This window comes from Brevundimonas nasdae (genome assembly GCF_019395145.1).
Taxonomy (GTDB): Bacteria; Pseudomonadota; Alphaproteobacteria; order Caulobacterales; family Caulobacteraceae; genus Brevundimonas; species Brevundimonas nasdae.
The window spans coordinates 674,052-694,594 of sequence record NZ_CP080034.1; the positions used below are offsets into that span (position 1 = coordinate 674,052).

Here is a 20,543-nt window from a genome sequence, read left to right on the forward strand (position 1 = left end):
ATTCAGACTAGCAATCAGGCACAACTATTGCGAGTGTTTTGTCCTAAGCTTCACAATGGGACAGATGCCTCATGGGAGAACAGTACAGGGAACTGGCGGCGATCTGGCTCAGCCGCTCCTTCGCCGCGCCGACGGTCGAAATCGCTGAGGCCTATGTCGAACTGGCCGCCATCTATGAGGCCCTGGCCAGTCTGGCGCTGAGGCTGGACGGACTGGCCCGCAGAGCGTGATGCGGCCCTGCCTAGCGGGGCAGGAAGAACTCTACCGGCGTAACCAGCTCCAGCGTCGCGCCGGGCACATCGTCGGGTGGTGGGGGCAGGGGTTGCGCGCGGTCCAGCATGGCCAGGGCTTCGCGGTCCAGCAGCGGACGGCCTGAACTGCGGTCTATGCGTGAGGACAGGACGCGGCCCGAGCGATCCATGGTGAACCGAACATAGGCGACGCCTTCCTGACGCAGGCGCTGGGCGGCGGGCGGATAGCGTTTCTTGGTGTCCAGATGCGCCAGAAGACGTGCGCGCCAGTCCTGGGGAGCCGTCGATGCGCGCGGGGCAGGCGGGGCGGGACGGGCGACGGGCGCGGTCGTCTCAGGCGCGGGTGTCTGGTTCTGTGCGGGGCGCGGCGCGGGCGGCGTCACAGGGACGGCCAAAGCCTCGGGCGCGTCCGCCTGAATGCGAGGATGGATCTGTTGCGGGGCGGCGCGGCTGGCGGCGGCCTGAACCTGTTTGGGGCCTTCGACCTGTTCGGACGGCGGCCGGGGCGGGGCGGCGTTGTTGCGGATCAACTCAACGGCGATCACCGGCGGCTCCTCCAGCGGGATCGGCGCGTGGGACACGAAGTTGATCAGGAACAGCAGCGGGGCGGCGTGGAGGGCGAGGGCGCCGCCAAGGGCGATCATCCCGCGCGCACGACCGGGCCCGCGCCGAGGTCTTTCGACCCCGACGTGACCCTGGACCGCGACGCGCGGGAGAACGGTCGTCATGCGGCGTCTGCGGCCCTGGTCTTGAAGCCGACATCCACCAGACCGCGAACGCGTGCGAAGGCGGCGGCGGTCCCGGCCTGGACGCGTGCCTCCTCTTCCTCGGTCATTTCGGGCGCATCGAGGGCGGCGGTGAAGCTGCGCCAGTGGTTGGCGCGGCCCTCAGGCGAGGCGGCCAGATGGCGTGCGCCGAACTCGGCCGACAGACCCAGAGACGCCGCCGCCTTGATCAGGAAGGCGGCGCCCAGGTTCGAGCCCTCAGCCACATACAGCCAGCCCAGCGCCGTCGGCACGTCCACCGGCTCGCCCGCGACAAAGCGGGGCGGGCCGTCGGCAGGCGCAGGTTCGGCGCCCAGATCGGCGAGATCGGTCAGCACCTCATTGATACGGCGACGCTCCAGCAGGTCCGGCACCAGAGCCGTCAATTCAGGCGTCTCGTACAGGGCGGCGATGTCGCGGTGGAACAACTGCTGAATCCGCAGGAACTCGGCATAGGTCTCGCGGCTGCTGAAGGGCTTGGCGGCCATGATGGCGTTGTCCAGACCTTCGTGCACGCCGTTGCTGGAGGATTTGAGCCGTTTGGCGCGGCTGGTTTCGAGCGGGGTCATCATCAGTCTCAATAGCGGTAGGTCAGGGCGAGACGGACGGTGCGGCCCGGCGCGGGCATGACGCCCAACGCAAGCGGGTCGAGGTAGTATTCGTCCATCACATTGTCGATGTTGAGGTCGAGCTTGGTCTGCTCTGTGACCTTCAGGCTGGCGAAGGCGTCATAGACAGTCGCCTCCTTGTACAGTTGCTGGATCGCCGACAAGCCGACGTTCCATTCCTGATCCAGCTTGCTGATCGGCCCGGCGTTGTGGACGGCTCGGCCGCCGATGGTCAGGCGATCATCGAACAGCCGGGCGCCCAGCGTCAGGTTGATGTTGTATCGCGGCGGGTTCTGGGTGTTGGTGTAGGAGCCTTCGAAACCGCCATCGACGCAGTTGGGCGTGTTCTTCAGTCCGTCGATGTCCCACTCTTCGCCATATTCGCGGCGTTCAGCGGCGATGTCGGGCGCGCAGGTCTTGGCCTCGAAATAATAGTGGGCCGACAGGTCGCCGAAGACGACGCCGTTGTCATAGCTGGACTGGAACTCGACGCCCGACACCTTGAACTGGTCGATGTTGCGGATCAGGCCCGCCGACAGGGTGCGGTAGTCGCGCGTGATCAGGTCGTCGATGCGCGTGTTGAAATAGGCCAGTTTGAAGCCCGCCCGGTCGCCGCCTGTGATCAGATCGCGGCGGATTGTGCTGGCCCCGACCTCCCAGGTCTTGGCGCGCTCAGGCTTCAGTTCACCGACCGGCTTGGCCGCCGTGAACAGACCCAGGGTCGTCTCGAACAGGCTGGGCAGCTTCACGCCCTCGGCGTATTTCACATACAGCAGCGTGTCTTCGTCGAAGCGATAGGTGACGCTGGCCGTCGGCATGAAGGCGTCGTCCGTGCGGCGGATCGGGTCGGACCATGTCCATTCGGTCGGAACGATCAGATCGCTGATGGCACCCGCGTCGTAGAAGTTCCAGCCCGTGATGTCCGCAGCCGTTCCGCGCTTGTAGGGCGAGGCCAGCAGAGACGCCTGGGTGAACTGTCCATTGGCGTCGGGGTACCAGTTCAGCGAGGCGATGCGCGTAGCGCGCCATGCTGGCAGGCTGGCGTCGCCGCTGAGCAACTGGATCGAGCGGTATTTGCCGATGGTTTCACGTTTGGACACGGTCGCCAGTCGATTGCGGTCGCGCACATCGACGTGGTTGTAGCGGCCGCCGACCATCAGCTCCCAATGCTCGTCCGGCTCCCATTTGGCGGAAGCGACGACGCTGTATTCCTTGCGCACGGCGCTGCGCAGGAAGCGGTTGTTGACCAGATCGTCCTGCATCAGCGGCGAGTTCGGGCCGGGGCCGACATCCTCGTGGCTGAACGACAAGCCGTAGTCGAAGGTGAACTTGCCCAGATCGGTGAACAGCAGCGAGGTGTTGGTGATGTCCCCGCCAAAACGCTCCTGCGTCAGCTCGTTGCGATAGGCGTCCTTGTAGCCGGGGTCGGTGTTGAAGGAAGGCGCGTCCCACCAGTCGGTGCGGCGGTCATAGTACCAGGGCGTGATGCCGGTCAGGCCGTTGTACATCAGGCTGTCGGAGTGAGTGTACCAGGCGTTGGCTCTCAGATCGACCAGGTCGCCCAGCTTGCCCTGCGGCTTGTAGCGATAGCGCAGATTGTAGGCGTCCATGTCCACGTTCCCCAGCGCCCATTGCGGCACGCGGTCACGATCAACGCGGATGATCTGCGAGGCCATGATCTCGCCCTGCTCGCCCTTGTAGCGGCGATAACCGGCTTCCAGGGTCTGCTCGTCGGTGATCCGCCAGGTGCCTTTCAGCAGCAGGGATTCAGACTGGGACGAGGTGTTGAAGACCTCGGTGTTCGTGGGGTTCAGCGTGGCCAGCACGCGGCGGCCCTGCGGGAAGTCGTTGTAGCCCCGGTGGCCCGAGAAATAGTTGCCCACATCGCGCCAGGCATAGGCGGCGACCAGGTCGAACCTGTCCCAACGGCCTGCGGCTGCCATGTTGAAGAACTGTCCGCCGGGGCGGGTCAGGTCGCCGCTGTCCTTGGACGGCACGCCGCTGTAGGCGGGCAGGCGGCGTGCGCTGGCGTCTGACACGCCGGTGCGGACGCGCAGTCCAAGATCGTGACCCTCGGTCAGGACGTCGTCGGCCTTCAGGGTCTCCATGACCACAACGCCGCCGATGCCGCCGGACGCATTGGCCTGCAGGCTGGGGCCTTTGGTGATGGTGATGTTGGAGATCAGGTCGGGGTCGAGATAGGTGCGCTGCGACTGACCGGCATAGCCGCGATAGGTGTCCATCGTGGACTGGCCGCCGTCGATGATGACCGGCACCCGGCTCTGGCCCTGGATGCCGCGGATGTTCACGTCCAGAGCATTGGCGGTCCGCGGATCGGCCGCTGTCACGCCCGCCACACCCTTGATGACGTCAGCGGTCGAGGTTCCCCGAAAACGTTCGATGGTGTCGTGGTCGATATAGGTGCTGGAGCCTGCGGAACGATAGGGCGCTTCCACCGGGTCGCCGTGTGCGTCGAAACTGTCGGCGCTCAGGCGTCCGGCGCCGCCTTCTGTCGCGCCCTGCACCCGCACGGGGCCAAGTGCGATGGCGTTTCCGACCGAGGGTGCGGCCGACAGGGTCACGACGCGGCCTGCCAGGCTGTAGGTCACGCCGCTTCCGGCCAGCAGGCGCGACAAGCCATCCGACACGCTGTAACGGCCTTGCAGACCGCGTGTGGAGGCGTTGCGCGTCAGGCTGGCGTCATAGGCCAGCTCAACATTGGCCTGTTGGGCGAAACGGATCAGGGCCGGAGTCAGGGGACCCGCCGGCACGTCAAAGCTGGGCTGGGCCTGAGCCGCTGCGGGCAGGGGCGCCAGCACGGCCGCCGAAGCGACAGCCGTCGTGGCCATCAGAAAGAGGCGCATGGCCCCGATATTGTGTCTCGCCTTGGTCAACTTCGCCTCTCATGGCGCGCACTGCGCCAGTCCATATGGGTTCGCATGGTGCGAATGAGAATGGTTCTCGCAAGATAGACGTGCGATGCGGCGAAACCGGGACTGTGGACTTCGAAAAAAGTTCAGAACGTCGTTCAGTCGTGAACGATGACGGCTCCGCCGAGCAGGTGGGTGGAGCGCAGGCCCAGGGTCTGTTCCAGACGTGTCACGGTCTGGTCGGGTTGGTCGATGCGGAAGGCGCCGCTGACGCGTCGATCGCGCGCCTTTCGTCCGATGACGGTCATCGGCAGGGTGGAATAGCGTCCGATCTCGCTCACGACCGCAGACAGGGGCTGGTCATCGAACACCAGCCAGCCGTCCTGCCAGGCGCCCACGCCGACGGACGATGCGACCGGCACCGACGGCGCCTGACGGGGACCATAGGTCGAGGTCTGGTCCTGCGCCACGACAACCGAAGCAGGGTTCGACGCCACCCTGACCGCGTGTTCGGTCACTGACACCCGGGTCTGCACGCCGTCACGCCGGACGATGAACCGGGTGCCAAGCGCCGTGGTCGAACCGCCGCCCGCCTCAACCGTGAAGGGCCTGTTCGGGTTCGGGGCGACAGTGAAGGCGGCCTCGCCGCGCAGCAGGCGCACGGTGCGACGGTCGGGGGCATAGGCCACCTGGACGGCGCTGTCGGTGTTCAGGCGCACGGTGGAGCCGTCCGCCAGCGTCAGCGTCCTTTGCTCGCCGGGGCGGGTGATGGCATCGGCGCGCAGTCGCGTGGGGCCATCCAGGGCGACGAAAGCGACGGCCAGAGCAGCCGCCACGCCGGTGGCTATGAGCGGCGCGCGTGAGCGGCGACCGTCGCGAGGTGAAGCACGGCGACGACGTGGGGGAGGGGCGGTTTGCGGCGCCGGTCGAACAGCGGCCTCGCCCATTTCCAACCAGAGGGCCTGCGCCCTTTCGAAGGCGGCGGCGTTCTCGGCGCTCTGCAGCCAGGCGTCCAGATGCGCCGAGCCTGCGTCATCCAGCAGGCCGCTCTGCTGGTCAGCAACCCAGCGCGCAGCTTCGCGATCCGCGCGGGACACGCGGTCGGGCTTTGAGGTCGTGACGGATGTCATCACAACGCCTCTTGCTCAGCCAAGCGCGTCTGGCAATGGCTGATTGCATGACGGACGTGTTTCGCGACTGCATTTGTCGTAATTCCCAGTCGTTCGGCAACTTGCGCGGGCGTCAGGCCCTCGACCCGACGCAAAAGAAACACCTCGCGACAGCGCGGAGGCAGTTCGTCGATGGCGGCGGACAGCAGGCTGAGTCGCTGCCGGTCGATGATACGGGTTTCAGTGGTCGGTGCGGCGTCCGCCATCCGCATATCATCCGCCTGGTCGTCGAACAGGGCCGCGCCCCGGGTGCGCTTCCTCATCTGATCCGACGTCAGATTCAGCATCAACCGATAGAGATAGGCGCGCTTGTCCTTGATGGTCTCGGGATCAGTGATGCGTTGAATGTTCAGCCACAGGGTCTGGGTGATGTCTTCCGCCAGACTGGCGTCGCCCAGTATCCGCCGCGCCATCCGCATCAATGACGTGCGCTCGGTCACCAGCAGCTGCGAGAAGGCCGCGCGATGTGAAAGATCGAAGGGGGACATTCGTGATGCGCGATAACGTGTCTGCGAGTGAATCGCAAACACGTTATGGTCTGGATCGGCGGCCTGATCGCGCGGTCAGGCCGCCTTTGGTTCAGATCAGGCGAGGGCCTTTGGCTCTGCGCCTTCTATTTCGTCGTCAGGGTCCAGTTCGCCTTCCCACTTGGCGACCACGGCGGCGGCGACCGAGTTGCCGACGACGTTGGTGGCGGAACGGCCCATGTCGAGCAGATGGTCGACGCCCAGCACGATTGCGATCCAGGCTTCGGGCAGGCCGAAGTAGGTCAGGGTGGCCATGATGACGACCAGCGAGGCGCGCGGAATGCCCGCGATCCCCTTGGACGTGACCATCAACAGCAGCAGCATGAAGATCTGCTGCGAGAGGCTGAGGTGCACGCCGTGCGCCTGCATGATGAACATGGTGGCGAAGGTGCAGTACAGCATCGAGCCGTCGAGATTGAACGAATAGCCCAGCGGCAGCACGAAGCTGACGATGCGTTTGCGCACGCCGATCTTGGGCAGGGCGTCCAGAATGCGCGGATAGGCGGCTTCCGAGCTGGCGGTCGAGAAGGCCAGCAGGGCGGGCGTGCGGATCGTACGGAACAGCGGGATCACGCGCTTGCCCAGCACCACGGCGCCGGCCAGGAACAGGATGCCCCACAGGGTCGCCATGGCGCCATAGAAGCCCAGAACGAACTTGGCGTAGGTGCCCAGCATATCCAGGCCCTGGGTGGCGATGGTCGAGGCCAGGGCGCCGAAGATGGCCAGCGGGGCCAGCTTCATCACGAACTCGGTCACCTTCAGCATGATGGAGGCGGCCTGTTCGACCAGGTGCATCACGGCGGGGGCCTTGTCGTCCAGCGCGGCGACGGCGGTGCCGACGAAGACGGCGAAGACGACGATCTGCAGGATTTCGTTGCGCGCCATGGCGTCAAAGATCGACGTCGGCACCAGGTGGGTGATGAAGCCATGCAGCGAGAAGGCGTCGGTCGATGCGGCGGGCGCGGTGGCCACGACGGCTTCCGGCAGGTGCAGGTTGGCGCCCGGCTGCAGGATCTGAACGATCACGAGGCCCAGCAGCAGCGAAACGGCGGAGGCAGAGATGAACCAGGCCATCGTCTTGACGCCGATGCGTCCGACGGAGGCGGCATCCTCCATGTGGGCGATGCCCGCGACCAGGGTCGTGAACACCAGAGGCGCAATGATCATCTTGATCAGGCGCAGGAAGACGTCGGTGATCAGGTTGAGGTTGGAGGCCGCCTTTGACGCCCCCTCAGCGTCGAGAAAATGGTTCAGGCCCCACCCGGTGAGGACCCCCAGGATCATCGCCCCGATGATGAGGTACGCAAAAGAACGTTTCATACAGATAGTCGCCCCAGTTGAGCGTGGGATCACATCGCCTAATCGTCGGTCAATGATTCCGGGCCGCCCTCGACAGATTCGACATGAATAACGGCAATCCTCCGCCTCGCCAGCGGAAAATCAGAATAGGCGGCCAAGGCTCAGCTTGAGGTTTGCTGGGCCGTGACCTGTCGTTGTCTGATGGTTCTCAGATCGGGCGCCAACAACCAAAGGCCGTAGATCACAACCAGGACAACCAACACCGTCGCTTCTGGCGCAACTTCGGAAAGACTGGCGCCGGTCGAGTTCATCTTCACAAAGGCCTGCACGCCTGCCGTGGAAGGAAACAGATTGGCCAGCCAGACCAAGGGCTGAGGCATCATGAAGTGCGGCCAGGCCGTGCCGCCCAGGAAGAACAGCGGCGCCGACGTGCCGACCAGCACCTGTAAAACGCGCTCATGCCGGTCGAACAAGCCGCCCAGACACAGACCCAGCGCCGACACAGCTGCCGAGAACAAGGGCGCCAGAAGGATGACCCCGATCAGATCGCCCGCACGCGGATAGTCCTGAACCCAGAAGACGAAGCCGAAATAGAACAGGCTGGACAAGGCGCCGATGACGGTCAGGGCCAGCCACAGGCCCAGACGACTTCTGAGCCGCAGGACCGGCGCCGCCGTCTCGCGTCGTATGGCGGCGATGACGCCCGCGCCCAGCAGAAGGGTCTGTTGCAGGATGACGATGCTGACCGCCGGAACCGCATAGTCGCCGTATCCCTCGGTGGGATTAAAGAGTGAGACCTGTTTCAGACTGGGCGTCAGGGACGCGGCGCGCGCGACCTCGGGCAGGCCGTTCAGGCGTTTGCGGATCACGTCCGCGACGGCGCCCGCCGCGGCCTTGCCGATGGCGGTGACGCGAACCAGATAGCCGCCGTTCAGATAGATGGCGACACCGTCCGGCGCGCCGCGCGCCAGACTGGTCTCGAACCCATCGGGCAGGACGATGATGCCGTCCACCACGCCGCGCTTCATCAGGTTCTGGGCTTCCTCGACAGAGGAGGCGACAGCGGCCACCTCGATGGCGTGGCTGGCGTTCAGATCCTCGACCAGGGTGCGCGTCGTCGCCGTCTGGCTGCTGGTCACCACTGCCAGAGGAAGGCCGGTTGCGGACTGGCCCGAATAGGCCGCCGGGTAATAGAAGGCGTACAACACCACGGCGAGCAGCAGCAGGCTGGCGACCGGGCGGGCCTTCACAATGCCGACGAAGGTGGCGGCGAAACTGCCGGTGACGCTGTCGGTCGGAAGCGGGAAGGTCAGGGCCTCGACCTTGGGCTCGCGGTTGGCGCGCCAGCGGATCGCCAGGGCGGCGATGACGAAGGCGCCCAGGGTCACCGCGCAGAGAATGAGCAGGTCATGGACGGCGGCGGGCTTTGCGCCATCGGTCACCATCTGGCTGGTCTGAAGTCGCAGATAGTGGGTGTAGGGCAGGACATCGCTCCAGAACTGGGCGAAGCGCGGACCGTGGTCCAGCGGCAGGGTCCCGTTGGAAAAGGCGATGGCGGCGCCCGAGTAGATGGCGGTGGCGGAGAAGGCCAGGTCGTTGTCGCCCGCCACCGCGACCAGCAGGGCCGACAGGGCGACGCTGACCGCCATCAAGGCCGCCATGCCCAGCATCAGCAGAGGCAGCGACCCGGCCACGCCCCAGCCCCGGAACCCGCACAGCCAGACGATCCAGGCCAGTCCCCACAGGGTGAAGATCAGGAAATGCGGCGTCAGATGGCCAGCCAGGGCCGCCGTCGTGCGGCCGCCGTGGGCGATCTTGAACGGACGAAACGACTTGCCCTGCATCAACCGCCCGACCGCCAGCACGGCGGAACAGGCGGCCAGCAGATGCAGGACGCCGGGGCCGAGCAGGCCGCCCAGGAACAGTTCAAAGTTCAGTTGCGGGTTGCCGATGATCGACACCTGCACATCCGGCGGGCTGAGCGCGGTTGCGGGCACGCCCATCTGCCGGGCGCGCTCCTCCAGCGCGGGCGCGGCGGCTGAGGCGATGGCGGCGGACTGGTTCAGGGCCGTTAGGGCGCCCGCCGTCTGGAAGGCCCCGTTGAAATAGACCGTCGCCTGTTCAGGCTGGCGGAAGGCCCCCGCAGTGAAGCCCGAGGGGAAATAGGCGAAGCTGAAAATCTTGCCCTGCCGCATCAGCGCCATCGCCTCGTCCAGAGTGGCGGGCGCATAGGCGACGTCCAGGCCGGAACTGGCCTGCATGTTTCGAACGGCGGCGCGGGTAAAGCTGGACCGATCATGGTCCACCACCGCCGCTGGCGATTGCCGGATCACGCCCGGCGCAAACATGGCGGCGATGACCACCAGCAGGATCAGCGGCAGGCCGAAGGCGACGAAGGCGTCCCACGGTCGGGTCAGCAGCAGGCGCGTCTCGTCGCGCACGGCCCGAGCGAAGGCCGCGCGATTGGACGTCATCGGCGCGACCAGTCGAACAGCACGCTCATGCCCGGACGCAGGTTGGCGATGGGTTGGACCGGCTTGGCCTTGATGGCGAAGCTGCGCACGTCATAGCCGCTGGACTGGCGGGTCGAGCGCCAGGTGGCGAACTCGCCCTGGGGGCTGATGGCGGTGACGCGGAAGGCGACGTTCTTGAGACCCAGCGCCGGTATGTCGCCGTGCAGCGTCGCACCCATCTTCAGGTCGCGATACTGGTCTTCGCGGACAGTGAAGGACACCCAGGGATCAGCGGTGTCGACCACGGTGTAAACCGGCACGCCGATCAGGACCAGTTCGCCGACATTGGCGAACCGCTGGGACACCTCGCCCGCGTGTGGCGCAACCAGTCGGGTTTCGGATTGCAGGCTGGTGGTCTCGGCGACGGCGGCCTGGGCGCCGCTGACCTGAGCATCGGCGACGGATCGTTCCTGCGGGCGCGTGCCCGTCTGGGCCTTCACATACTGCTGGCGGGCGGCCTCGGTCTGAGCGGCGGTGGCGGCGCGGGCGGCGACGGCTTCGTCGCGCCGCTGGGCCGAGATAACCCCCTCGGCGAACAAGGCCTCGGCGCGTCGTGCGGTCTGGTCGGCCAGACGTTCCGTGGCCTGGCTGGCGCGCCAGATGGATTCGACCGTGCGGATGTCTTCATGCCGGGCGCCCTCGCGGCTGAGGGATTGCAGCGCCTCGGCGGACTGCAGCAGGGCGCGCGCCTGCACGTCCTTGGCCTCGATTTCGGGGCTGCTCATGACCGCCAGCACTTGGCCCGCCGTGACGCGGTCGCCTTCGGAGACCAGAAGCTGCTCGACACGACTGGGCGCCTTGGTGGCGACGGTGAAGGTTTCGGCCTCGACCATGGCCTGGATCTGCTCCTTCGGCGGGCGGGCCGCCAGGAACAGGCCGATGATGATGAAACCCACCAGCAGGATCGCGCCTGCCGCGATGATCCAGACGCGCAGGGCGCCGCGCTTGCGCGAGGGGGGCGTGGCTGTCGTCTCGCTCATGGTGCGCTGATCCGGTCGTCGCGTTGCAGATAGTCGTTCAGGGTCTGGGGGCTGCTGGCCGCCGCCAAAAGCGCCGCCAGACTGAGATCATATTCATAGGCGGCGACCGCGCGCTGCAACCGTGCGGCGCCCAGCAGATTGCGGGCGTCCACAACGGCAGAGACAGGAGATTCCCCCTCCCGGAAGCCGATCTCCTGCACCCGCAGGTTCTCGGTCGCCGCCGTCAGGCTGGAGTCCATCGACAGGAACTGGCGTCGCGCCAGCTCCGCCTGATTATAGGCGCGGGTGACCAGCAGCCGGGCGTCGTCGCGCGCCTGGCGTTCCAGTTCGCCCGCCGCCTGCGCCTGTGATCGCGCCGCGCCCGCCATGCGGCGACGGTCGATCGACGACATCAGGGTGTAGCGCGCGCCGATGCCGACGGCCCAGTCAGGCTCTGTCGGCAGGGCGTTGTCGGGGTTCAGGTTGTAGGTCCCGAAGGCATAGACGGTGGGACGAAACCGCGATTCCGCCAGATCGACGCCGGCTTCGGCCAGATCACGTGTCGCCTGGGCCTGGGCGATGCGGGCGTTGGACTGCGACGCCTGGGCGATGAAGACATCCATCGGACCGACCGACGTGCGGTTGACGAACAGCGGCGTCGTCGGCGTCACCCCGTCATCTAGGTTCAGCACCCGGCCAAGCGACTGGACCGAGTTGTCGTATTCCAACTGCGCGCGGTCCAGTTGGCGCTGTGAAGCGTCGCGGGCCACCTGGACCTGCAACGTCTGGGCGTGGCTCAACACCCCTTCGCGCTCCATCCGCTGGGCGTTGCGCAGGTGAAGATCGAACCCGTCGCGGGTGTCGGTGGAGATGCGCACGGCCTCCGCCGCCAACACCTGCCCGAAATAGGCGCGGGCCAGATTGACGCCTTCAAGATCCATCGCCTCGCGACGGCGCGCCTGCGCCATGTCGACATTGGCGGCGGCGGCGCGTTGCAGGGCGGGGATGGCGCCGCCGCTGTAGATGGGCTGAAGCGCGGTCAGGGTCGGACGAAAGGCGGTGTCCTCGACCTCCAGCCGCACATCGGTCGGCAGGGCGGCGAAGATTTCGGGCAGGGCGGCCTGCAGCCGCTGTCCCACCGTCTGAAGAATGTCACCCGGTATGCCGGGAAGGTCCGAGATCAGGCCGGGAATGGCCGCCCCGAGTTCGGACTGGGCCTTGTCCAGCGCGCCGGTCAGGGAGATGTCGAAGGTCTTGCGATAGCGGATGGCCTGGGCGTCCAGCGACACCGTGGGTCGACGCAGGCCTGCAGCCGCCGCCGCCTGTTCGCTGGCGGCGTCCACGCCATAGCCCGCAGCGCGAGACAGGCTGGAGGAGGTGCGCAGCCGTGCAGAGGCTTCGGCATAGGTCAGCGGCGTCTGCTGCGGCGACGCCGTCTGGGCGGCCGCGACGCCCGCGACCAACAGCGCGAAGGGCAGTCCGATCCATGCTGAAACCATCATCGATCCTTGCAAAGCCTGGGTGACGATCCTGAAGCGGCGCCGTCGGGTCAAGCAAGTTCTCAGATGTCGCGAGGGTTCCGACGCCATATCCGCGCAGGCGTGTCATGCAGAGCGCCCATTCAGCCGATGAATGGGCGCCCGTTGATGCATGAAAACCGGTCTTAGCGGCGGACGCGCGTTTCCAGTTCGCCCAGTCGGCGCGTGAGATAAGCGGTCTCATCCGCCGACGGGTTGTAGCGGCCATAGGCGGCCTCCAGACGCGTCAGGTCGCCCAGTTGAACCCGAACATCGGCGGCGTCGGCGCGGGTGAGGGCGCCCGAGCGCTCGGCGGCGGTGACGGCGGTTTCCAGCGCGGCCAGCCGCACGCGCGGGGTCTGGGGCGCTACGGGCGGCTGCACGGCGGGACCGTCGCCGACGCGGACGTCCAGCGCATCCAGGCGGGTGTCCAGATCGTTCCGCTCAGCAGCGGTGATGGAGCCCTTGGCGGCGTAGCGGGTCTCAAGCTGGATCAGCGCCTGATAGTCGGTCTTGAGGCGGGTGGCCTCGGTGCGGGTGATGCGGCGCGCGTTGACGGAGGCGTCCACGCGGGCCTCGAATGCGGCGCGCCCCTGGGCGACCGAGTTCACATCGCCATAACCTGCCGCGCCGGATTCCAGCGTCTGCGTCAGGGCGTTGTAGCGGCTGTTCAGATCGGCGCGTTCCTCGTTGGTGAAGCGTCCATCGGCGGCGTAACGCGTTTCGAGATCGACAAGGGCCGTATAGTCGGCGCGCAGGCGCGTGGCGGCGGCGCTGGAGATCTGACCGACGCGCAGGCTGCTGTCGACGCGGGTGTTGAACTGGCTCTGACCGTCACGCAGGGGGCGGCCGCCGCGCAGCCAGGACTGATCCAGCGCCGAAATGCCGAGACGGTCGCCGAACAGCGCGCCGACGACGGCGCCCAGACGGTCCTGATTCGTCTGAGTGTTGGTCTGGGCATGAGCAGAGCCGACGCCCACAGCCAGGGCGGTGGCGGCGACAAGGGCGAGGCGGGTGCGGGGTGTCATGGGGAGGTCCTGTTGGCCTTTGATCGAGTGACGCAGAACGACGTGCGGCGAAGTTGGTTGCCGCGGGTCCAGCTTGACCGCTGGATGGCATGGCGCGGTTCAGGCGCAAAGTGCGACGATGTAAAATCGTGTCCAGGTCCGTGGTGCCTGCTGTTTTCGGCGATGTCGGATGATTGATTTTAAAACTGAGCGATGATCAATAATTTTATGGACAAGCCTTTTGCGAGGTGCTGCTGTTAGACCATGACCCCGAAACACGACGGTTCACCCATGCTGCGAAATGCCTTCAGGGATAAGAATACGGGCTTGACCGCCCGTCACGTGCAGGGTGCGTCGCGATGACGGGACTGGCCCTGGTTGGATATGGCGCGGCTCTGCCCGAAAGACGCAGGCCGTCGTCTGAACTGGACGCCGTGTTCGGCCAGCCGTCGGGATGGACGGAAGCACAGTTCGGCATCTCCAGTCGCGGGGTCGCGTCGCCGAAGGAGACGACCTCCGTGCTGGGCGCACGTGCGGCGAGGGCGGCGCTGGAGATGGCGGGGTGGGGCGAGGGCGAGTTCGACGTCCTGATCGGCGCCTGCGGGGTGATGGAGCAGCCGATCCCCGGCACGTCCGTCCTGATCCAGAATGAACTGGGGCTGGGGAAATCCGGCATCTGGGCGTTTGATGTGAACCAGACCTGTCTGTCCTTCCTGGCCGCGTTGGATATCGTCGCCATGGGGTTTGCGACCGGACGCTGGAAGCGGGCCTTGGTGGTTTCCAGCGACATTGCGTCGGCGGGATTGGATTGGGGCACGCCAGCCTCGGCGGCCATCTTCGGCGACGGCGCGGCGGCGGTCTGCATCGAGGCGCGGGCGGATGGCGAAGGCCCGGCGTTGATCAGCCGCCGCTTCGAAACCTATGGCGAGGGCAAGGATCTGGCGGTCCTGCGCTCTGGCGGCACGCGGATACGCGCGACAGAAGGCTATGAGGCGCTGCTCGAGGGCGCGCGGTTCCGCATGGACGCCTTTGGGGTGTTCAAGGCGGCGGCCAGGGTCTTGCCGCGCATGATCGACGGAGTGCTGCAGGAGGCCGGCCTGACGCGCGCGACCGTCGATCTGGTCATCTGCCATCAGGCCAGCCGACCGGGCGTCGAACATGTGCGGCGGTTGATGGGCGGTGACCCGGACCGGGTGATCGATATCTTTTCTGATCGCGGCAACCAGATCGCCGCCTCTTTGCCCAGCGGCCTGGTCGAGGCCCAATCGTTGGAGTTGTTGAAGCCGGGAACGACGGTTCTTCTTCTGGGCACCGCCGCCGGGATCAGCGCAGCGGCCATGGTGCTGCGGTTCTGATGCGTCGCGCACTGGTCACAGGCGCGACGGGCGGCTTGGGTCTGGCCCTGACCGAGGCCCTGATCGCCGCCGGATATGCCGTGCGCGCGACTGGACGGTCTGCGGCAGTGGTGCAACGGCTTGAGAAGATGGGCGCGGACGTGGTTCTGTGCGACCTGCTGCAGGCCGACCTGACCCGGCTCTGCGACGGCGTTGATGTCGTCTTTCATGCGGCGGCACTGTCCAGTCCCTGGGGGGCGGAGGCGGTGTTCCAGCGCATCAATGTCGATGTGACCGAGGTGCTGCTGGCGGCGGCGCAGGCGGCGGGGTGCGACGCCTTCGTCTTTGTGTCCTCGCCCTCGATCTACGCGGATTTCAAGGATCAGGAGGGGCTGACCGAGGACAGCCTGCCGAACCCGCGCCCGCTGAACGCCTATGCCCGCACCAAGCTGGCGGCGGAGCAACAGGTGCTGGCGGCGGACAGACCGGGCTTCCGAACGGTGTCGATCCGCCCCCGCGCCCTGATCGGACCGGATGACGCGGTTCTGCTGCCAAGAATTCTTGAGATGGTGCGGCGCGGCAGGCTGCCGGTTCTGCGCGGCGGCGTCGCCCGGATCGACCTGACAGACGTGCGTGATGCGGCCGCGGCCCTGGTGCTGGCCGACCAGCATAGAGAGACGGTGGGCGGGCGGGCGATCAACATCTCTGGCGGACAGCCGATCCGCATTCTTGAACTGGCGGAGCTGTTATGTGCGGTGTTGCAGGTGAAACCGCGACTGATCCCGGTTCCTATGGCGCCGATGCGGGTTCTGGCCTCGATGTCAGAAACGGTGTGCGGCGTCTGGCCGGGACGCCCCGAGCCGAAGATCACCCCCTATACGCTGGCGACTCTGGCCTATTCTCAGACCTTCGATCTGTCTCATGCGCGAACCGTTCTGGGCTATGCGCCCGCCCATGATGCGGTGGCGTCGGCGCTGGAGTTGGCGCCGAGGATGGCGGCATGACGCGGTGTCAGGTCCATGTGTTGAAGGCGGGGTCGTGCCGTCACCCTGAGGCGATGGCGCGGCGCGGCGCGGGATGGGCGCCGGTCGAGTTTCCGGCTCTGGCGGGTCTGATCCTGCATCCGACAGTGGGGCCGGTGCTGTTCGACACAGGCTATGATCCGGCGTTCTTCAAGGCGACCCAGTCGTTTCCAGAACGCTTCTATCGCTGGACGACGCCGGTCGATCTGCCGGACGGACAGGCCGTCATCGACCAGTTGAGCCGCTTCGGGTTGAGGGCGGAGGATGTGCGTGCGGTCGTGATTTCGCATTTCCACGGCGACCATATCGCCGGTCTGCACGCCTTTCCTCAGGCCACGCTGTTCTGCGCGCGGGCGGGGCTGGAGGATGTGCGCCGTCATGGGCGGTTGGCGCGGGTCCGGCGCGGCATTTTGGATGGGTTGCTGCCCGCCGACGTTGATGCCCGCGCGCGCTTTTTCGAGGATCTGCCGCGTGCGCCGCTGGGCGCGGACATGGCGCCGTTCAGCGATGGCGCGGACCTGTTCGGCGATGGTTCGATGCTGGCGGTTCCCCTGCCGGGGCATTGTCCGGGGCATTGGGGGCTGGTGCTGCGGGGGGAGGATGACCGGCGTCATTTTCTGATCGGAGACGCCGCCTGGTCGCGACGCGCCGTACGTGACGACGCCCCGCCGCCGCGTCTGACCACCAGCATCCTGGGCGAGACGGACGCCTATCGCAGAACCCTGCATGACCTGCACCGTCTCTGGGCGCGCAACACCGACTTGGTGGTGACCCCCTCGCATTGCGCCGAGGCGGCGGCGGAGATCGGCGTCGATGAGGCCTGACCGCCAACTCATAGCGCGCACCTGGATGGCGACGCAGTTCGACAGGTTGGGTTTGCGGACCCGCGCTGATGTCGAGCGCCGCCAGAACACCCTGTGGCGGCGGTTGCAGCCTGTGCTGGCGCGCACCCCGGCTTTGGCCGCCTATGCCGGGCGCCCGCTCGCTGGTTTTCCGATCTTCACGCCTGGGCAGGTGCGTTCCGCCTTTGCAGAATGGAACACGTTGAGCCTCGATGAAGCCTCGGCCATGGCGGCGGCGCAGGCGGCTGAAGAGGGGCGTGAGGGCGGTCTGGCGGGCGGTGTGACGGCGGGCTTTTCGACCGGGTCCAGCGGTTCGCGTGGTCTGTTTCTGGCCAGCCCGGCCGAGCGCGCCGCCTATGTCGGTCATGCGTTGGCGCGGTTGCTGCCGTTGAATGCGCCGTTGCAGCCGTGGCGTATCGCGCTTTGCCTGAGGGCGGACAGCGCCCTCTATCGCGATGTCGGCGGGGCAGGGCGCGTGTCGTTCGAGTTCATCGGCCTGGATACGCCTGCGGATCAGCGGATGGCGCGTCTGCACGCGTTTCAGCCCCATGTTCTGATCGCGCCGTCTCATGTGCTGGCGGATGTCGCGCGATGCATTGAGCAAGACGCAGCGTGGCCCTTGCGGCGTCTGTTCTATGGCGCCGAACCGATGGGTGAGGGCGAGCGCGACTGGATCGGCCAGCGGTTGGGCCTGAGGCCAGACCCGATCTATCAGGCGACTGAGGGGTTTCTGGGCGCGGCCTGCCAGTTTGGAACCCTTCATCTGAACGAGGACGTGCTGATCGTCGAGCGCGACCCCATCCCCGGCACGAACCGTTTTCGTCCCGTCGTCACCGACCTGAGGCGGGTCAGTCAGCCGGTGGTGCGGTTGCGGCTGGATGATCTTCTGGAGCCTGCTGGCCCATGCCGGTGCGGTTCGCCGCTGCTCGCGGTGCAGGGCGTGGAAGGGCGCTACGAAGACCTGTGGCGTTGGGGCGATCAGGTCATTCCACCGCGCGATGTGGAGAATGCGCTGGCTGACGCCATGGGGCCGCAGCAGGATTGGCGGGTCACGGCCAGCTCAGGCCGCGTGATGATCGAGGTTGATCCTGCGACGGCGCCGGTCGCCATCGGAGCGTTGGATCGGTTGCTGTCGAACGTCGAAAAACGGCCGACGATCGTCGTGGGTCCGCCGCCGATCTGGGACCAGCCCAAGCGTCGGCGCATCCGGTGGTCTGATGCCGGATAGGGTTCTGATCACGGGCGCGCGGGCGCCGGCCGCGCTTGATCTGGCGCGCAGTTTCGTCGCGGCGGGCTGGGAGGTTCATCTGGCCGACAGTTGTCCCTGTCGGATGGCGCAGGGGGCCGGCGTCGCCAAGGCCGTGCATCGGTATGCCTCGCCGCGGTTGGACGTTCAGGGTTTCAGAAATGACCTTCAGTTTCTGGTGCAGAGGCTTGAACCGGCGCTGATTATTCCTGTCTGCGAAGAGGTTTTCCTTCTGGCGGCGGCTACGGCTTCGCTGGATTTTGAAGCGCGCCTGTTCGCGCCGTCGCCACAAGTTCTGGACGAGCTACATTCCAAGCATCGCTTCGTTGAGGTGTGCCAACGGCTGCAAATATCGGTCCCGAGGACACGTCGGATCAGCGATCAAGCAGAGCTGGATCAGGTCTCGCCCGAGGCGGAACGTCTGGTGTTCAAGCCGGAGTATTCACGCTTCGGGTCCGAAACGCTGATCGGCCCATCCGCATCGCAACTGACGCAGATTTCACCTGCCGCCGACCGCGTCTGGGTGGCGCAGGATCGGGTCGTGGGAAATGAGGTCTGCTTCCACGCCGTCGCTGTGAACGGCGTGCTGACGGCCTTCGCCGCCTATCGTTCACCGTGGCGCAGGCCGGGCGGTGTTGGTTACGCCTTTGAACCGCTGGACGAGGTCGCCGCTTCGTCCTTGCTGGATGCAGCGCGTCGGCTGGCAGGCCTTGTCGGCGAGGGCCAGTTCGCCTGTGACGCCATCATTGATGCAGACGGCCGCCCTTGGCTGATCGAGTGCAATCCGCGCGGCACCAGCGGTCTGCACCTGTTCGGAGGGCGTCGCGAACTGGCCTTGGCGATAACCGGGCAGGCGGTCGGACTGGTCAGGGGACGTGAACGCGGGCATCTGGGATTGGCGATGTGGCTCTATGGTCTGCCGGAAGCGTTGAAACAGAACCGGCTGGCCAACTGGTCGCGCGAACGGCGTGAGGGGCAGGACGTGATCGCAAGGGGTGGCGGTATGGCGCCGGTCTTGGGCGCATTGATCGATAGCGTCGCCTTTTCAATCCGCGCCGCGCGCGCCGGATGCAGTCTGGAGCAGGCCATGACCCGCGATATCGAATGGAACGGTCCCGGAGGCGCGCAATGACGCCCTTGCCCGACAGCATCGCGCGGAGCTGGCAGTTGGTCGCCCTGTCGAAGGAGGTTCGGGGCAAGCCGTTGACGCGCAAGGTGGCGGACACGCCTGTCGTGCTGTTTCGCGGTGCAGACGGGCGGATCGCGGCCCTGTTGGATCGCTGCCCGCATCGGAACTTCCCTCTGTCTGACGGGCGGATGAAGAATGGCGCGGTCGTCTGTCCCTACCATGGCTGGCGGTTCGGGCCGGACGGCGATTGTCTGGAGGTTCCGGGGTGTGAACTGGCGTCCGGCGATGGCGCGCGACTGGCCGCCAGCCCCGTCGCGGTGATTGAGCGCAACGGCGGCGTCTTCGTCCGGCTGAAGGAGGGGCAGGCGGACCTGCCCGATCTCGGCGTCTGGGGCGACGATGATCATGACCATTTCTGGTGGGCGCAGGGCGTGTGGCGGGGCAGGGCGCTGGACGCGATCGAGAATGTGCTGGACGCCTTTCACACCAACTACATCCACGACGGCATCATCCGGCGCAGCAATCGGCGGATGCCCGTCCACCTCAGCACCAATGTTTTTGAGACCAGCATCGAGCAGGTGATCGAACAGCCGATCCCCGACCTGGGGTGGATGTCACGGATGCTGGAGCCGCCCCGCGACCGCAGCCGCACGCGCCTCTATGCCCCGACGACGGTGCAGGCGCGCTGGGAGGGGCCGAAGGGTCTGACCCTGTGCGTTTCCGCCTTCTTCACCCCGGTCGACGCGGGTTCGCTGCGCCCATTCGCACGGTTCACCACGCCCAAGGGACGCGGACCTAGCTGGTTGAAGGAGGCGGCGATCCGCCTGTTCCTGAATCCGGTGGTGGCGCAGGATCGCCGGGCTCTGGCGCGGCAACTGGATGGAATTGAAGCCTTCGGCGGGCCGCGATTCATTCAAGGGCCGGGGGATTTGCTGGGCGCGCGGGTGGCGCAACTCTATCAGGGGCAGGCGCTGGAGCCGGGCGTGGAAGGCCCTTTCATCCGCACGCTTTAGGTGTTTGCGCCGCCTGGGGCGTCAGGTGGCGGCCGCATGCGCGAAACGGCCAGGATGATCCAGAGCGTGATCGAAATCACGATGACCGGCGCTGTAAAAATCAGCAGAAACATGGACATGAATCCCGTGTAGAGGGCGTCGGATATGTCAGCCCCCATCACCATGCAGGGGCGGGCGTAGGCTTCATTGACCTCGCAGCCAAAGGCCGATGCGGCCGCCGCGCTGATCAGCCCTGCCAGCAGCGGCGCCCAGCCGATCAGGCTGGACATCAGCGCGCCCCAGAAGAGCAGCTTGTTGCGGCTGTGGTTTGCAGAGGCGTGGCGCGTCACGGTTTTTCTCCGAACTTCAGAACGGCAGGCTAGGCAAGGATCGGCGCCAGGTCCAGCATTATTTGAGCAGTGATCATTTATTTTGCCGTTCGTCATTCTAAGGGGCTCAGGAATGAACGGCGTCGGTTGGGACACATCGCCGCA

At 66.4% G+C, this 20,543-nt stretch carries 18 protein-coding genes; 7 read left to right on the forward strand and 11 right to left on the reverse strand.

Annotated features, from left to right (window positions below; translation table 11 throughout):
- Positions 1-71: 71 nt before the first annotated feature.
- Positions 72-230, forward strand: a complete 159-nt coding sequence (locus KWG56_RS03325; RefSeq protein ID WP_201100450.1) for a hypothetical protein — start codon at positions 72-74, stop codon at positions 228-230.
- A gap of 11 nt (positions 231-241) precedes the next feature.
- Here the strand turns inward: KWG56_RS03325 and KWG56_RS03330 are convergent, their stop codons facing one another.
- The 10 genes from KWG56_RS03330 to KWG56_RS03375 all read right to left on the reverse strand — a co-directional run bounded on the left by KWG56_RS03330 (position 242) and on the right by KWG56_RS03375 (position 13,505).
- Positions 242-979, reverse strand: a complete 738-nt coding sequence (locus tag KWG56_RS03330; RefSeq protein WP_201100449.1) for an energy transducer TonB — start codon at positions 977-979, stop codon at positions 242-244.
- Positions 976-1,584, reverse strand: a complete 609-nt coding sequence (locus KWG56_RS03335; protein ID WP_219353711.1) for a biliverdin-producing heme oxygenase — start codon at positions 1,582-1,584, stop codon at positions 976-978. The genes KWG56_RS03330 and KWG56_RS03335 overlap by 4 nt, the downstream gene beginning before the upstream one ends.
- An 8-nt stretch (positions 1,585-1,592) precedes the next feature.
- Positions 1,593-4,517 (reverse strand): TonB-dependent receptor, encoded by a 2,925-nt coding sequence (locus KWG56_RS03340; RefSeq protein ID WP_244999618.1) that lies wholly within the window; start codon positions 4,515-4,517, stop codon positions 1,593-1,595.
- 134 nt (positions 4,518-4,651) lie between these two features.
- Positions 4,652-5,623, reverse strand: a complete 972-nt coding sequence (locus KWG56_RS03345) for a FecR family protein (protein WP_219353712.1) — start codon at positions 5,621-5,623, stop codon at positions 4,652-4,654.
- A complete protein-coding gene (locus KWG56_RS03350) occupies positions 5,623-6,150 on the reverse strand; it encodes an RNA polymerase sigma factor (protein WP_219353713.1) in 528 nt (175 codons plus the stop codon). The genes KWG56_RS03345 and KWG56_RS03350 overlap by 1 nt, the downstream gene beginning before the upstream one ends.
- 96 nt (positions 6,151-6,246) lie before the next feature.
- Entirely contained in the window at positions 6,247-7,509 is a 1,263-nt protein-coding gene (locus tag KWG56_RS03355) for a dicarboxylate/amino acid:cation symporter (RefSeq protein ID WP_219353714.1), read from the reverse strand.
- A gap of 140 nt (positions 7,510-7,649) precedes the next feature.
- Positions 7,650-9,962 (reverse strand): ABC transporter permease, encoded by a 2,313-nt coding sequence (locus tag KWG56_RS03360; protein ID WP_219353715.1) that lies wholly within the window; start codon positions 9,960-9,962, stop codon positions 7,650-7,652.
- Entirely contained in the window at positions 9,959-10,981 is a 1,023-nt protein-coding gene (locus KWG56_RS03365; RefSeq protein ID WP_219353716.1) for an HlyD family secretion protein, read from the reverse strand. The genes KWG56_RS03360 and KWG56_RS03365 overlap by 4 nt, the downstream gene beginning before the upstream one ends.
- Positions 10,978-12,462 carry a TolC family protein gene (locus tag KWG56_RS03370; RefSeq protein ID WP_219353717.1) on the reverse strand — a complete coding sequence of 495 codons (1,485 nt, stop codon included), beginning with the start codon at positions 12,460-12,462 and terminating at the stop codon, positions 10,978-10,980. The genes KWG56_RS03365 and KWG56_RS03370 overlap by 4 nt, the downstream gene beginning before the upstream one ends.
- 161 nt (positions 12,463-12,623) lie before the next feature.
- Entirely contained in the window at positions 12,624-13,505 is an 882-nt protein-coding gene (locus KWG56_RS03375; protein ID WP_219353718.1) for a hypothetical protein, read from the reverse strand.
- A gap of 338 nt (positions 13,506-13,843) precedes the next feature.
- Here KWG56_RS03375 and KWG56_RS03380 point away from each other — a divergent pair, with 338 nt between their 5' ends.
- From KWG56_RS03380 to KWG56_RS03405, 6 genes are read left to right on the forward strand one after another with little or no spacing between them, the layout of a single operon-like run.
- Entirely contained in the window at positions 13,844-14,839 is a 996-nt protein-coding gene (locus KWG56_RS03380; protein ID WP_219353719.1) for a 3-oxoacyl-[acyl-carrier-protein] synthase III C-terminal domain-containing protein, read from the forward strand.
- The gene (locus tag KWG56_RS03385) at positions 14,839-15,822 is read left to right on the forward strand and encodes an NAD-dependent epimerase/dehydratase family protein (RefSeq protein ID WP_219353720.1); all 984 of its coding nucleotides are present in this window, start codon (positions 14,839-14,841) and stop codon (positions 15,820-15,822) included. The genes KWG56_RS03380 and KWG56_RS03385 overlap by 1 nt, the downstream gene beginning before the upstream one ends.
- Positions 15,819-16,664 carry an MBL fold metallo-hydrolase gene (locus KWG56_RS03390; protein ID WP_219353721.1) on the forward strand — a complete coding sequence of 282 codons (846 nt, stop codon included), beginning with the start codon at positions 15,819-15,821 and terminating at the stop codon, positions 16,662-16,664. The genes KWG56_RS03385 and KWG56_RS03390 overlap by 4 nt, the downstream gene beginning before the upstream one ends.
- Entirely contained in the window at positions 16,654-17,910 is a 1,257-nt protein-coding gene (locus KWG56_RS03395; protein ID WP_219353722.1) for a cell division protein FtsA, read from the forward strand. Before KWG56_RS03390 ends, KWG56_RS03395 begins: the two co-directional genes overlap by 11 nt.
- Positions 17,900-19,060, forward strand: coding sequence for an ATP-grasp domain-containing protein (locus tag KWG56_RS03400; protein ID WP_219353723.1), 1,161 nt, complete (start codon positions 17,900-17,902; stop codon positions 19,058-19,060). Before KWG56_RS03395 ends, KWG56_RS03400 begins: the two co-directional genes overlap by 11 nt.
- Positions 19,057-20,070, forward strand: a complete 1,014-nt coding sequence (locus tag KWG56_RS03405; RefSeq protein ID WP_219353724.1) for an aromatic ring-hydroxylating oxygenase subunit alpha — start codon at positions 19,057-19,059, stop codon at positions 20,068-20,070. Before KWG56_RS03400 ends, KWG56_RS03405 begins: the two co-directional genes overlap by 4 nt.
- Here KWG56_RS03405 and KWG56_RS03410 read toward each other — a convergent pair.
- Positions 20,067-20,495 carry a hypothetical protein gene (locus KWG56_RS03410; protein WP_219353725.1) on the reverse strand — a complete coding sequence of 143 codons (429 nt, stop codon included), beginning with the start codon at positions 20,493-20,495 and terminating at the stop codon, positions 20,067-20,069. The two genes, KWG56_RS03405 and KWG56_RS03410, sit on opposite strands and share 4 nt — an antisense overlap.
- Between the last annotated feature and the right edge of the window lie 48 nt (positions 20,496-20,543).